13 protein-coding genes and 1 pseudogene are annotated in these 13093 nt (G+C 67.0%); 6 read left to right on the top strand and 8 right to left on the bottom strand.

Annotated features, from left to right (window positions below; genetic code table 11):
- Window positions 1–24: 24 nt before the first annotated feature.
- From O5M90_RS21135 to O5M90_RS21125, 3 genes are all read right to left on the bottom strand, one after another.
- Complete coding sequence (locus O5M90_RS21135) at window positions 25–483, bottom strand: hypothetical protein (protein WP_269838185.1); 459 nt, start codon at window positions 481–483, stop codon at window positions 25–27.
- 9 nt (window positions 484–492) lie between these two features.
- Window positions 493–957 (bottom strand): DUF3806 domain-containing protein, encoded by a 465-nt coding sequence (locus O5M90_RS21130; protein WP_269838186.1) that lies wholly within the window; start codon window positions 955–957, stop codon window positions 493–495.
- Window positions 958–1672: 715 nt separating this feature from the next.
- A complete protein-coding gene (locus O5M90_RS21125) occupies window positions 1673–2035 on the bottom strand; it encodes a hypothetical protein (protein WP_269838187.1) in 363 nt (120 codons plus the stop codon).
- Between the two features lie 248 nt (window positions 2036–2283).
- On the opposite strand from O5M90_RS21125, the pseudogene O5M90_RS21120 reads away from it, so the two are divergent.
- Window positions 2284–3361, top strand: a pseudogene (locus tag O5M90_RS21120) (integron integrase).
- Between the two features lie 41 nt (window positions 3362–3402).
- Here O5M90_RS21120 and pepQ read toward each other — a convergent pair.
- From pepQ to O5M90_RS21105, 3 genes are all read right to left on the bottom strand, one after another.
- Entirely contained in the window at window positions 3403–4716 is a 1314-nt protein-coding gene (pepQ, locus tag O5M90_RS21115; protein ID WP_269838188.1) for a Xaa-Pro dipeptidase, read from the bottom strand.
- A gap of 18 nt (window positions 4717–4734) precedes the next feature.
- Window positions 4735–5304 carry a 5-formyltetrahydrofolate cyclo-ligase gene (locus tag O5M90_RS21110; RefSeq protein ID WP_269838189.1) on the bottom strand — a complete coding sequence of 190 codons (570 nt, stop codon included), beginning with the start codon at window positions 5302–5304 and terminating at the stop codon, window positions 4735–4737.
- An 86-nt stretch (window positions 5305–5390) separates the two neighbouring features.
- Window positions 5391–5744, bottom strand: coding sequence for a DUF2917 domain-containing protein (locus tag O5M90_RS21105; protein WP_269838190.1), 354 nt, complete (start codon window positions 5742–5744; stop codon window positions 5391–5393).
- A 113-nt stretch (window positions 5745–5857) separates the two neighbouring features.
- On the opposite strand from O5M90_RS21105, the gene O5M90_RS21100 reads away from it, so the two are divergent.
- Window positions 5858–6838, top strand: coding sequence for a LysR substrate-binding domain-containing protein (locus O5M90_RS21100; protein WP_269838192.1), 981 nt, complete (start codon window positions 5858–5860; stop codon window positions 6836–6838).
- Here the strand turns inward: O5M90_RS21100 and O5M90_RS21095 are convergent.
- Window positions 6828–7400, bottom strand: a complete 573-nt coding sequence (locus O5M90_RS21095; protein WP_269838193.1) for a 5-formyltetrahydrofolate cyclo-ligase — start codon at window positions 7398–7400, stop codon at window positions 6828–6830. The genes O5M90_RS21100 and O5M90_RS21095 overlap by 11 nt on opposite strands.
- A gap of 22 nt (window positions 7401–7422) precedes the next feature.
- On the opposite strand from O5M90_RS21095, the gene O5M90_RS21090 reads away from it, so the two are divergent.
- The 3 genes from O5M90_RS21090 to O5M90_RS21080 all read left to right on the top strand — a co-directional run bounded on the left by O5M90_RS21090 (window position 7423) and on the right by O5M90_RS21080 (window position 11184).
- Entirely contained in the window at window positions 7423–9417 is a 1995-nt protein-coding gene (locus O5M90_RS21090; protein WP_269838194.1) for a lytic transglycosylase domain-containing protein, read from the top strand.
- Window positions 9414–10388, top strand: a complete 975-nt coding sequence (locus O5M90_RS21085; RefSeq protein ID WP_269838195.1) for a complex I NDUFA9 subunit family protein — start codon at window positions 9414–9416, stop codon at window positions 10386–10388. The genes O5M90_RS21090 and O5M90_RS21085 overlap by 4 nt, the downstream gene beginning before the upstream one ends.
- Before the next feature lie 112 nt (window positions 10389–10500).
- Window positions 10501–11184, top strand: coding sequence for a glutathione S-transferase family protein (locus tag O5M90_RS21080; RefSeq protein ID WP_269838196.1), 684 nt, complete (start codon window positions 10501–10503; stop codon window positions 11182–11184).
- Window positions 11185–11227: 43 nt separating this feature from the next.
- Here O5M90_RS21080 and O5M90_RS21075 read toward each other — a convergent pair whose 3' ends face one another.
- The gene (locus O5M90_RS21075; protein ID WP_269838197.1) at window positions 11228–11722 is read right to left on the bottom strand and encodes an FxDxF family PEP-CTERM protein; all 495 of its coding nucleotides are present in this window, start codon (window positions 11720–11722) and stop codon (window positions 11228–11230) included.
- A gap of 140 nt (window positions 11723–11862) precedes the next feature.
- Between O5M90_RS21075 and O5M90_RS21070 the strand changes: the two genes are divergently transcribed.
- A complete protein-coding gene (locus O5M90_RS21070; protein ID WP_269838198.1) occupies window positions 11863–13089 on the top strand; it encodes a multifunctional CCA addition/repair protein in 1227 nt (408 codons plus the stop codon).
- The last annotated feature ends 4 nt before the right edge of the window (window positions 13090–13093 follow it).

Genomic DNA, 13093 nt, shown 5'->3' with positions numbered 1-13093 from the left:
TCCGCTGCAGTGAAGGGTTGAGCGTCATTTCGGCACGAGCGTCAACCATGCCGATCCATCAACCGCCGTGCCTGATGGAACCACTTGAAACACCGCAGCCTCCGATGAAATCGCCTGATTCGCTGGCACCGGTGTGAAGTCGCCATTCCAACGAGCGTGTAGCTCGTAGTGGACGACACGCGCACCTGAAAGAAAGGCCAGGGACATGACCCCGTCGTCTTTCGATTCCTTGGGAACTATCCGCTCGCAATACTTGACCTGAACGCTCAGCGATTCGCAGATCGTTGAGCGAGGCGTGTACGGGTGAAAGAAGTAGACCTTGTCCCATTGAAACGGCGTCGCCGCAGTTAACCGTAACTCCTGCGCGTTCTGCTCGCGCACGATGCGACCAATGGACTTGCTCACACTACCGGCATCCGAGCAACCGATCGTGACAAGTCCAATAAGAAGGGCGAGTGGTGCCGCTGATTTCATGTTGCTCAACGTGCGCGCTCAGCGGGCGGCGTAGCCGTCCGCTGCAGCAATGGGTTGGGCATCATGATTCGCCACGATGTTGCTTAGCTCATTCGCAAGATGTCGAACATCGATCGCCTCGCCGCGTTCAACTCGCTTCCAAAAGATGCTGAGCACTGCGATCGACAAGCCCGACTGCTGAAAGCGTAGTGCTGCATTTGTACCGTATTGGTCAGATTCCATGCACCAAGCAAGACCTGGAATAAAGCTGATGAGTGCGTCTCCAAACGCAACGCCAACGGCAACCCAGGCCCCGTAGTTCGCATCTCGCATTGCATCTACATCACAGAGCTGCTGCAGCGTTCCAAAGTCATCGGCGGTTTGAAGAAGATCGCAGCCAGGTAGGAAGCGCAACACAAGACCTGAAACGAACGAGCGGAGATCCGCTAGCTCGGATCGAGCCTCGTCACTGATCGGGCTGAACTTTGCGTCGATGTGATTCATGTGCGTAGCGTATTGCGGCCGCTTGATGCCCAACGTCAAAGATCAGCGGACCAGCCAGCGTAGCTGGCGCAGGTCCGCTGCATTGCAGGGTTGGGCGTCACTATTCCCATAGGCCACAGATTTGGGATTCGGTAAGCGGTTCATAGGTGCGGGCTCCATCTTTTAGTTCCATGCCGTTTCGCAATGCCCAGCCGGCCAACGCAGACGCCATTCTGAGACCGGCCGGCTCTGCAGGGACGTGAAGCCAAGCAAGAGGCTGACCCTTTGCGTACGCAAGAAACGCAGCAGCAGATTGCGCATCGTCTAAGGAAAAGTCGAGGCCGCGTTCTTCGCAAAAGAGCGCAAAGTCATCGCGCCTTAGTTCACCGGACGCAACTGCTGCCCGAAGGGCATCGACATCGGCAATGTCCGGCACGAAGTTGAGGCCAAGAACAATTTCCTCCGAAAGACCGGTGGCGCTCCTGCAGCGAGCTGCGACTACCTTACCGTCGAACGGCGCTGCAGAAGCCCCTGGCCGAGACCACAGCTCCAGTTCAACAACGCTTGCACACACGGCACATCTCCGGTGACGTCCAACGCTGAAGCTGAGCCGACCGCGACGGCATGCCGCGGAAGGTCAAAAATGAAATGAAGGCCTGCAGCGGCGTGCCGTCGCGGGTCGGATCGAGCGTCCGGTTAGCCCTCAGTACCTGCACACAAACGACCGCTAGCAAACCTACCAAAACATACTCCTGCACTCTGAAATCGCTGAGCCGCCAGCAAGGCCAGCGGCAATAAACATTGCGATCGCAACTGCAATGCCAATGTAAAACGCTGCAACCGCCCGCTGTCCAAGCCGTACCAAGACCGAGTCGTTCACTGATTTGTATTCGCCAGCCAATAGGTAGAACTGGGCTGCGGCCAGCGTTCGATCAGCATCCTCCGTAATCACCTTCCGTTGGCCGAGCTCGACCCAAACCAACGGATGCGCCTCCTCGAGGCGACGCATGAATCTGGTTTGGACGAGTGCGTTGTAGCCGAACGCGACTGCGAACGAAATCGCAAGAACCAAAAATGCAATTGTGGATGTGGAGCACATTGCTATTTGAGGGCTAACTTGGTTATATGCGGACAGCCATGCCGCATAACTTGGCACCCTGTCTCCATAACATGTTCGATACGACTGGCCTGGAAGCGGCTTGCAGCCTAGCTTTGCGCGACATATGCTGTACAAAACAACAGTATTAAATAACGGCCAGACACGTCACCCAGATTCTGAGCTGCATTTCCTGCTGGATTGCTCGGTAGCAACCCACGTAGCCGCAGCTTTGTGCATTGGAGCTGCACATGAATGCTGCGTCTATCGCACCGATTGGGGAGGTCGAGCGCAGGGCACTGCGCCCCGCGCTCGGCTTGGCTGACCTTCCGCCGCTGAAGTCCCCACGGCTGTTGGACCAGGTCCGCGAACGCATCCGCTTCCTGCACTACAGCCGCAGTACAGAGGATGCCTATGTGTTCTGGGTCCGAGCCTTCGTCCGACATCAGGCCTGCGCCATCCACGCGAGCTCAGCGGTGCGGATGTCGAGGCTTTCCTGGCCTGGCTGGCCAGCGAGCGTCAGGTCGCGCCCGCCACGCACCGACAAGCCCTGTCGGCTCTGCTGTTTCTCTATGGGAAGGTGCTCGAGGTTCAACTGCCCTGGATGTCGGAGATCGGTCGACCGCGTCCAAAACGACGCCTGCCGGTGGTCATGTCACGCGAGGAGGTGGCGGCCGTGCTGTCCGGCCTCGCACCGGAGTGGAAGCTCTTCGGGCAGTTGCTGTACGGCACAGGCATGCGCATCACCGAAGGCCTGCGCTTGCGCGTCAAGGACGTGGACTTCTCGCACGGTGCCATCATCGTCCGAGAGGGCAAGGGGGCGAAGGATCGGGTCGTGATGCTGCCGGAGTCGCTTGCGCGAGGTCTGCGTGAGCAACTGACCCAGGCTCATGCCGCGTGGCAGCAGGATCAACAAGATGGGCGAGGCGGCGTCGAGATGCCGGATGCCTTGGACCGAAAGTATCCGCGTGCAGGTGCTTCCTGGGCGTGGTTCTGGGGTTCCCCCAGGACCATCACTCGGTCGTCCCGCGCAGCGGGATTGTTCGTCGGCATCACATGTATGACCAGACCTTCCAGCGGGTGTTCAAGCGCGCGGCCAAGGCCGCCGGCGTGACCAAGCCGGTGTCGCCGCACACGCTGCGGCACTCGTTCGCTACGCATCTCCTGCAATCAGGCTACGACATTCGAACAGTCCAGGACTTGCTCGGTCATTCTGATGTCGCGACCACCATGATCTACACCCATGTCCTCAAGGTGGGTGGCGGCGCCGTACGTAGCCCCTTGGATTCTCTGCCTGGCACCGTACCGCCGCAAAGCAGCCGCTGGTGAACTTCCGCAACCAGCCTCTTGCAGTCGCGCCCCACCCTCCATCACCCCACCACCGCAAACGCATCCCGCGTCAAGTTCTCCGGCGCGCCGTCGCTGCGGCAGACCACATCGTCCTCGATGCGCACGCCGCCGAAGCGGGCCAGGTGCTCGACCAGGCTCCAGTTGACCGCGCTGCCGGCCGGCGTAGCGCGCAGCTTGTCGAGCAGGGTGGGGATGAAGTAGAGCCCCGGCTCTATCGTCACCACCATGCCGGGCTCGAGCCGGCGCGTCAGGCGCAGATAGGGATGGCCCTCGGGCTTGGGCGCGAGCGCGCCGCTGTCATCGGCCATGAAACCGCCGATGTCGTGCACCTGCAGGCCCAGCAGATGGCCGATGCCGTGCGGGAAGAAGGTGCTGGTGACGTGCTGCTCGACCAGGGCCTCGGCACTCATGCGGACGATGCCCTGCTCGGCCAGGATGGCGGCGATGCGGCGGTGCGTGCTCAGATGGATGTCGCGGTAGTCGACGCTGGCACGCACCTCGTCGACCAGGGCCAGCTGGGCCGCCTCCATCGCCGCCAGCAAGGCGTCGAAATACTCGTCGCGGCCGCTCCAGGTGCGCGTGATGTCCGAGGCGTAGCCATTGACCTGGGCGCCGGCATCGATCAACAGCGAGCGTGACTGGGCCGGCGGGGTCGGGTCTTGATACTGGTAGTGCAGCACCGCGCCGTGCTCGTTGAGCGCGACGATATTGCTGTAGGGCAGGTCACGGTCGGTATGGCCGCTGGCGGCCAGATAGGCGCGGTGGATGTCCAGCTCCGAGGCGCCGGCCTCGAAGGCGGCCTTGGCGGCCCGATGGGCCGGCACCGCACGGCGCGAAGCGGCGCGCATCTGTTCCAGCTCGTAGCCGCTCTTCACCGCACGCTGCCAGTGCAGCATGTTCAGCAGCGCCGCAGGATTGTTGGGCACCAGGCCCTCCAGCGCCGCATCGGCCTCGCCGATGATGGCCAGCCGGCCCGGCACGCGCAGATGCGCCAGCGCGTCTTCGGGCCGGCCGATCACGCACAGCTCGACATGGGGTAACCATTCGCCGCTGGGGTCGGCCGGCGGCACATGCCAGAAATCATCGGGCTGGTAATACACCAGGCGCGGCTTGTGGCCCGGGCGCACCAGCAGCCAGCTGTGCGGATGCGCGGTCAGCGGCAGCCAGTGCTTGAAATGCGGATTGGGCTGGAACAGATAGGGCCGGTCGTCGAGAAAAGCGTACTTCTCGATGCCGGCGGCGATCAGCAAGGCATCGAAGCCGCTGCGGGCCAGCGCGCTCTCGGCCTGCGCTTGCAGGCGGGACAGGTGTTGGGCGTAGGAGGAATCATTCATCTGCGAATTGTCTGTCGATCAGCCGTTCACATCCCAGACCACGCCCTCCTCGGTCAGCATCGCGTCGACCGGCATATCGGTCGGCTCGGCCTTCAGCAGAGGCAGGAAACCATGGGCATAGCCGACACCGGCGGTGGCCGGGCGCGGCGTCAGGCCGGCCAGGGTGCGGTCCATGAAACCGCCGCCATAGCCCAGGCGCAGGCCGCAGGGGCCGTAGCCCAGACAGGGCACGATCATCAGCTGCGGCTCGAAGACCTCGGTGTCCTTGGGCTTGGGAATGCCGTAGGCATCCTCCTCCATCGGGCAGCCGGGATACCAGACATGAAAGCGCAGCGTGCCGTGTTCCTTGTCGACGACCGGCAGGCCGATCCGGCGCTGGGGGTCGGCCTCACTCCAGCGGTACAGCGCCGGCAGCGGATCGAACTCGCCCTTGATCGGCCAGTAGGCGCCAATGGTGCTCTCGCGGCGGCGCACCAGCCAGACCCGCAGCACGCTTTGCAGCTGCTCGGCCAGCGCCAGGCGGTCCGGCAGGTCCAGCCGGTCCTGAATCAGCTTGCGGCGCAGGGCGGCTCGATCATTGACATCCACGCGGGGCTCCATCCAAGTGCTGCGGTGCCGCGATTGTGCGGGAGCCCCGACCCGCCGCGTGAGCGGGTTTATCGATAGCGCAAGGCTCAGGCGGTCGCCAGGCCGGCCGGCTTCAGCCAGGCCGCGCTGCTGGTGGCTGCGGCCGGCCGGGCACGACGCGCCAGGCTCGGGCAGGCGCTGGGCGGCACCAGCAGCTGAAACTGTGCGCTCGGCCAGGCTTCCAGCACGATCTGGCTGCCCGAGGCCAGCGACACGCTCTGGCCCGGCTCCAGCCAGATGTCCTGCAGGCTGCCGGCCTGGGTCAGCCAGACCCGGCCTTCGACCACGCTCAGCTCGCGCGCACCGGGGCCGATCTCCAGGCTCAGGGCCTCGCCGGACGGCAGCGACCAGACCGATTGCGAGAACTGGGCTTGTGCGACTGTGGATTGCAATTTGCTCATGATTGATTCCCCTGGCTCTGCGGCAGCAACAGCTGCTTGGCATGGGTGAATACTAGGGACTACCCGAATCACCGTCCAATGAGATGAGCGCGCAGGATTGATACCATTTGCTCATGAGTAAGCCACTCCGCCAACGTCCGCTGTCGATCGGTCCGCTGCGCGCCTTCGAGGCGGTGGCCCGGTTGCTGAGCTTTCGCGCCGCCGCCGAAGAGCTCTACCTGACCCAGTCGGCCATCAGCCGCCAGATCCGCACGCTGGAGGAGGAGATCGGCTGCACGCTGTTCTTGCGCGGCACCCGCCATGTCGAGCTGACCGCCGATGGCGCCACCCTGCAGGGCACGGCCGTCGCGGTGCTGGAGAAGCTGGACGGCACGGTGCGCCAGATCCGCCAGACACGCGGCCGCCAGGTCGTCAACGTGACGACCTTTGCCTCCTTTGCCTCGCTGTGGCTGATCCCGCGGCTGGAGGCCTTCCAGCGCGAGCATCCGGACATCGACATCCGCGTCTCGGCCCACGATACCGTGGTCGAGCTCGACGACAGCGAGGTCGACATCGCGCTGCGCTATGCCTCGCCGGGCCAGCTCGCCGACCGCAGCGAGGCGCAGCGCCTGTTCGGCGAGACCCTGACCCCGGTGATCAGCCCCTGGCTGGCGCGCCAGGCCGCGCAGGGCGAGATGCCGCCGCTGGCCAGCGCGGCCGATCTGGCCCGCTACACGCTGGCCGAGGAGGACGACCAGCGCCCCAGCGCCGAATACCTGAGCTGGCGGCGCTGGCTGCGCGAACACGGCCAGGGCGGCCTGCAGCCGCGGCGCTGGATGTATCTGAACTTCACCTACCAGCAGGTGCAGGCGGCACTGGCGGGCCAGGCGGTGGCGCTGGCCCGGCTGGCCCTGGTCAGCGAGCAGCTGCATCGAGGCGATCTGATCGAGCCCTTCGGCCCCGGGGGCCGGCTCGACAGCCCTTACGCCTACTGGCTGCTGCTGTCCCGCCACGGCCGCCACCGGCCCGAGGTGCAGCAGTTCAGCGACTGGATACTGGCGCAGGCCGCGCAGTCGCGGCGCGATATCGGCGAGGCGGAAGAGCTCAGGGGCTGATCACCTCGTGCTCGGTCAGCACCAGGGTCAGCGCCTGGTCATGCGGCTCGACGGCGAAGCTCGCCTCGCCGCAACTCCAGGCCAGGCCCACGCTGGTCACGCCTGGGTGGGCGGCCAGCCAGCGGTCGAAATAGCCGCCGCCGTAGCCCAGGCGGTAGCCTTCGCGGGTGAAACCCACGCAGGGCACCAGCACCACATCGGGCTGCACCGGCGCGCCGGCGCAGCTGGCGATGCCGCATTCGTCCTGCAAGGCCGGCGGGCTGCCGTCCCAGCGCCGGTAGTCCATCCGGCGCGAGGCCTTGTAGGCATAGGGCAGGGCCAGCACCGGCGGCTCCGGCAAGGCATGGGCCAGCAGATCGCTCACTGCGTTAAATTCGCCGTCCAGCGGCCAGTACAGGCCCAGGCATTGCGGCTCCAGCTGCTCCAGCAGCTCGCGCAGACGCTGCGCCAAGGCGGCTGCGGCGGCCTGGCCGGGCGTCGAAGCGAGCCATTGCGCACGCGCGGCCAGCAAATGAGTGCGCAGCGCGGCGCGTTCATGGGGTACTGTAGAAGTCTGGGACACCGAAGCACCGATGAAGGAAAGAATGTTGTTGGCAGTATATGAAGCTGGGCGGCGGGCCCTGGCCGCGCTGATGGCGCTGGGCCTGGCGGCAGGGACAAGTCTTGCACAGCCGACCGCGAAACCCGAGCTGATCACCGAGGCCCGCGATGCCTTGCGTGCCAGGGATGGGCAGCGCCTGGCCGCGCTGAAGGCCAGCGCGCTGGAACGCCAGTACCCGCTGGCCCCCTGGATCGATTACTGGGAGCTGGGCCTGCGGCTCAAGGACTTGCAGCAGAGCGATCTGGAGGCCTTCTACGCCCGCTGGCCAGGCAGCTATGTCGAGGACCGCCTGCGCAACGACTGGCTGCTGGAGCTGGGCCGGCGCCGCGACTGGGCCAACTTCGCGCAGGACTATCCGCGCTTCAAGATGAATGACGACCGCCAGGTCAGCTGCTATGCGCTGCTGACCGAGCATCTGGCCGGCCGCGATGTGCGCGTGGCGGCCCGCTCAGCCTGGCTGGCGCAGCGCGATGCCGACGACGGCTGCCAGCTGATGGCCGGCGCACTGTATGAGGCCAAGCGCCTGGACACCGAGGATGTCTGGCTCAAGCTGCGCCTGTCGGCCGAGGCCGGCCGGCCGCAGGCGATGCAGGCGGCCGCCCGGCTGCTGGGCAAGCCGGTCGAGGCCGAGGTCAAGGCCTTGCTCGACAGCGCCGGCCGCTACCTGACCCGCAAGGCCGCCGCGAGCAACCGCCAGCAGGACGAGCTGACCACGCTGGCCCTGATACGCAGCGCCGCCAACGACGCCGAGGTGACAGCCGAGTTCATGAACAAGCGCTGGGAGCGCCAACTGCCGCACGAGCTGGCGGCCTGGGTCTGGGCCCAGATCGGTCGCTCGGCCGCCTTCAAGCTGCAGCCCGAGGCGGCCGACTACTACGACAAGGCGTTGAAGCTGCAGGGCAGGAAGGCGCCCGAGTGGAGCGACGAAACCCTGGCGCGGGCCGCCCGCGCGGCCTTGCGCGCCGATGACGGCGCGGGCCGCCCGGCCCTGCTGCTGCGCGCGATCGAGCTCATGAGCGCTGCCGAGCAGCAGGACCCGACCTGGCAGTTCTGGAAGGCACGTGCGCTCAAGCAGAGCAGCGCCGCCGCCAAGCAGGCCGAGGCCCAGCGCCTGCTGCAGGGCCTGGCCTCGCCGCTGAGCTTTTACGGCAAGCTGGCGGCCGAGGAGCTGGGCCAGCGCACCGCGCTGCCGCCCACCCCGCTGGCGCTGAGCGCGGCCGAGAAGGCCCAGGCCCTGAACCACCCGGGCCTGAGCCGGGCGCTGGCGCTGATCGCGGCCGGGCTGCGCGGCGAAGGGGTGCGCGAGTGGAACTTCAGCCTGCGCGGCATGGGCGACCGAGAGCTGCTGGCCGCCGCACAGATCGCCTGCGACCGCGAGGTCTGGGACCGCTGCATCAACACCAGCGAGCGCAGCCGCGGCGAGATCGATCTGGCCCAGCGCTTTCCGACACCCTATCGCAACGAGCTGCTGGCGCAGACTCGCGAGATCGGGCTGGACCCGGCCTACGTCTATGGTCTGATCCGCCAGGAGTCGCGCTTTGTCAGCGATGCGCGTTCCCATGTCGGCGCCTCGGGCCTGATGCAGGTGATGCCCGGCACCGCGCGCTGGACCGCCAAGAAGGTCGGCATCGACTACCGGCCCGAGCTGCTGACCGACCGCGATTTCAATCTGCGCATAGGCACCCGCTACCTGAAGCTGGTGCTCGATGATTTCGGCGGCTCGATGGCGATGGCTGCCGCCGCCTACAACGCCGGCCCCTCGCGCCCGCGCCGCTGGCGCCAGGGGCCGCCGCTGGATGCCGCGATCTGGGCCGAGAACATCCCGTTCCACGAGACCCGCGACTATGTCAAGCGCGTGCTCTCCAACGCGACCATCTACGCCGCCTTGCTGGGCACCGAGCCGCCCGATCTGCGCTCGCGCCTGGGCCGACTGATCGGCCCGGCCGGCGCTGCGCCCATCAATCAGGACCTGCCATGAGCACCGGCAATCCTCGCGTGTTGGTCCTCGGCGGCAGCGGCTTTGTCGGCCGCTCGGTCTGCGAGCAGCTGGTGCGCGAGTTTGGCGGCGCCGCCCGCATCACCGTGCCGACCCGGCGCCTGCGTGCGGCCCAGGCGGTGCAGTCGCTGCCGGGGCTGACGGTGCTGCAGGCCGATCTGTTCGACGAGGCGCAGCTGCGCGCGCTGCTGGCTCAGCAGGATGCGGTGATCAATCTGGTCGCCATCCTGCAAGGCAGCGAGGCGGCCTTCCAGCATGTGCATGTGGAGCTGCCGCAGCGCCTGGCGGCGGCCTGCCGGGCCAGCGGCGTGCGCCGGCTGATCCATGTCAGCGCGCTGGGCGTGTCGGACCAGGCGCCCTCGCGCTATCTGCGCTCCAAGGCCCATGGCGAGGCCGCGCTGCAGACCGCCGCGCAGATGCAGGGCCTGGATCTGACCCTGCTGCGGCCCTCGGTGATCTTCGGCCAGGGTGATCGCTTCCTGAACCTGTTCGCGCGGCTGCAGACGCTGTTCCCGCTGCTGCCGCTGGCCGGCGCCAAGGCGCGCTTCCAGCCGGTCTGGGTCGAGGATGTGGCGGCCGCCATCGTGCGCTGTGTGGTCGACGCCGACACGGTGGGCCAGACCTATGAGCTGGCTGGCCCCCAGGTGGCCAGCCTGGCCGAGCTGGTGCGGCTGGCCGGGCGCTGTGTCGGCCATGCCCGCCCCATCCTGCCGCTGCCCGGGCCGCTGGCCTGGTTGCAGGCCGTCGCGCTGGAGCTGCTGCCCGGCGAGCCGCTGATGTCGCGCGACAACCTGGCCTCGATGCAGCTGCCCAATGTGGCCGGCGGCCAGTTGCCGGGCCTGGCCGAGCTGGGCATCCAGGCTCATGCGGCCTCCGCCATCGTGCCGACCTATCTGGGCAGCGGGCTGGGCCTGGCGCGGCTGGACCGCTGGCGTGCCGGCGCCGGACGCTGAGATCCTGGCGCGCCGTTCGCGTGCGGCGGGCGCATCAATCCCTTGCGCAAGCCTCACCCACGAGACGCATGGCGCCGCTTAGGATGACGGGGTTTTGACGAGGAAACCCCCAATGCATCTGATCATCGGCAACAAGAACTACTCCTCCTGGTCCATGCGCCCCTGGGTGCTGCTGAAGGCCTTCGGCATCCCCTTCGAGGAACGCAAGCTGCGCTTTGACTTCGCGCCCGGCTCGGACTTCTACCGCGAGCTGGCCCGCTACACGCCGACCGGCAAGGTGCCGGTGCTGATCGAGGACGAAGGCTTCGCTGTCTGGGACACCTTGGCGATCGCCGAGCACATCGCCGAGCGCCATCCCGAGCTGCCGATCTGGCCGCGCGATGTAAGACAGCGCAGCCGTGCCCGCAGCCTCTGCGCCGAGATGCACGCCGGCTTTGGCGCCTTGCGCCAGAACTGCCCGATGAATATCGAAGCGAGCCTGCCCGAGGTCGGCACCCGCCTGCTGGCCGAGCAGCCCCAGGTGCGCGCCGATCTGGCCCGCATCGATGCGATCTGGAGCGAACAGCTGGCGGCCAGCGGCGGCCCCTTCCTGTTCGGCGAGTTCGGCGCCATCGACGCCTATTTCGCGCCGGTGGTGATGCGCATCCACAGCTACGGCCTGCCGCTGTCGCCCGCCAGCGCCGCCTATGCCCAGCGCGTGCGCCAGGCGCCCGGCGTCGCCGACTGGATCAGCGACGCGCTGGCGGAGCAGGATTTTCTAGACTTCGAGGAACCCTACCGCAGCGCGCGGACATGAAAAAAGGGCGCCACTGGCGCCCTTCTCATATGGCCGAGAAAACTCAGGCCTTGATACTGCGGCGGCGAGCCACAAAGCCCACTGCGGCCAGACCGGCCAGCATCAGGGCATAGGTCTCGGGTTCCGGCACCGGGGCCAGTTGCGAGTTCAGCTGATAGGTGCCAGCCAGGGCACCGGGGGCCACCTTGGCCGACACCGTGTAGAAATACTCGCCAGCGGCCAGCGAGCCGAACGAGTAGTTGACGGCCGCCGAATCGAAGCTGAACGAGCCCAGCGCCGCGGCCTCGCCGACCTTGAACAGCGTGACCAGACCTTCGGCCAGGTTGAGGATGCCGCCGTCGTTGGACACCGCCACCGCCAGCACGCCGGCCGTGCTGGCCAGGCTGAAGCTGTACTTGTCGCTGATCAGGCTGCCCGCACCAGTGCCAGCATTGAAGCCGATTTCGAAGGCGTCATGGTTGCCCCAATTGGTATCGGCTGCGGAAGCGACACCACCCACTGCCAGCAATGCGGCAGCAACAATTGCTTTGATTTTCATGAATCCCTCTGGATGTTCTTGGGCCTCGCGGCCTTGTAACCCAGGGAATTCCCCTAGGTCTCGGGCACGAATGTAGCCGGACACCCCCCTAAATTGAACCCCCTTTTCGCGGGGGGCGGGCGCCGACCTAAGATGGCCGGATGAAAACTTTTCGTGTCGGCGGCGCGGTGCGCGACGCTCTGCTGGGCCGGCCGGTCTCGGACATCGACTGGGTCGTGGTCGGCGCCAGCCCGGCCCAGATGCTGGACCAGGGCTATCTGCAGGTGGGGCGCGACTTCCCGGTCTTTCTGCACCCGCAGACCCATCAGGAGTACGCGCTGGCTCGCACCGAGCGCAAGACCGCGCCCGGCTATCACGGCTTCGCCTTCCATGCCGCGCCCGATGTCACGCTGGAGCAAGACCTGGCACGGCGCGATCTGACGATCAATGCGATGGCCGAGGACGAGGCCGGCGCCCTCGTCGACCCCTATGGCGGCCGTCAGGATCTGGCCGACAAGGTGCTGCGCCATGTCTCCGAGGCCTTTGCCGAGGACCCGGTACGCATCCTGCGGCTGGCGCGCTTCGCGGCCCGCTTGCCCGACTTCACCGTGGCGCCGCAAACCATGGCACTGATGCGCCGCATGGTGGCGGCCGGCGAGGTCGATGCGCTGGTGGCCGAGCGGGTCTGGCAGGAGCTGTCGCGCGGGCTGATGGAGGAGCGCCCCTCGCGCATGCTGGCGGTGCTGCGCGAGGCCGGCGCGCTGGCGCGGCTGGCGCCCGAGATCGAGCGGCTGTTCGGCGTGCCGCAGCCCGAGGCCCATCACCCGGAGATCGATACCGGCGTGCATCTGCTGATGGTGCTCGACACCTGTGCCCGGCTCGCGGCGCCGCTGCCGGTGCGCTATGCCAGCCTCTGCCATGACCTGGGCAAGGGGCTGACGCCGGTCGAGGCCCTGCCCCGCCATATCGGCCACGAGGGCCGCGGTGTGCCGCTGGCCCGCGCCTTGAGCGAGCGCTGGCGGGTGCCGACCGACTGCCGCGAGCTGGCCGAGTTGATGGCGCGCGAGCACACCCATGTGCACCAGAGCGGAGGTTTCGGCCCGGAGGCCCGGCTGCGCCTGCTGGAGCGCTGCGATGCCTGGCGCCGGCCCGAGCGCTTCGAGCAGCTGCTGCTGGCCTGCGAGTGCGATGCGCGCGGCCGGCTCGGGCTGGAGGACAGGCCCTACCCGCAGCGGCCGCTGCTGCAGCGCGATCTGCAGACGCTGCAGGCCCTCGATCTGGGCGCCGTCAGCGCCGCCGCACTGGCGGCCGGCAAGACCGGCCCAGCGATCGGCCGCGCGGTGCAGGCCGCGCGCCTGCAGGCGCTGCAAGCACTGCCCCCGATCTGAGGCG

Source organism: Paucibacter sp. M5-1 (assembly GCF_027498415.2).
In the GTDB taxonomy this organism is placed as follows: domain Bacteria; phylum Pseudomonadota; class Gammaproteobacteria; order Burkholderiales; family Burkholderiaceae_C; genus Roseateles_E.
Note: the sequence above shows the minus strand (reverse complement) of the source record. Positions and strands in the feature narration are given on the sequence as shown.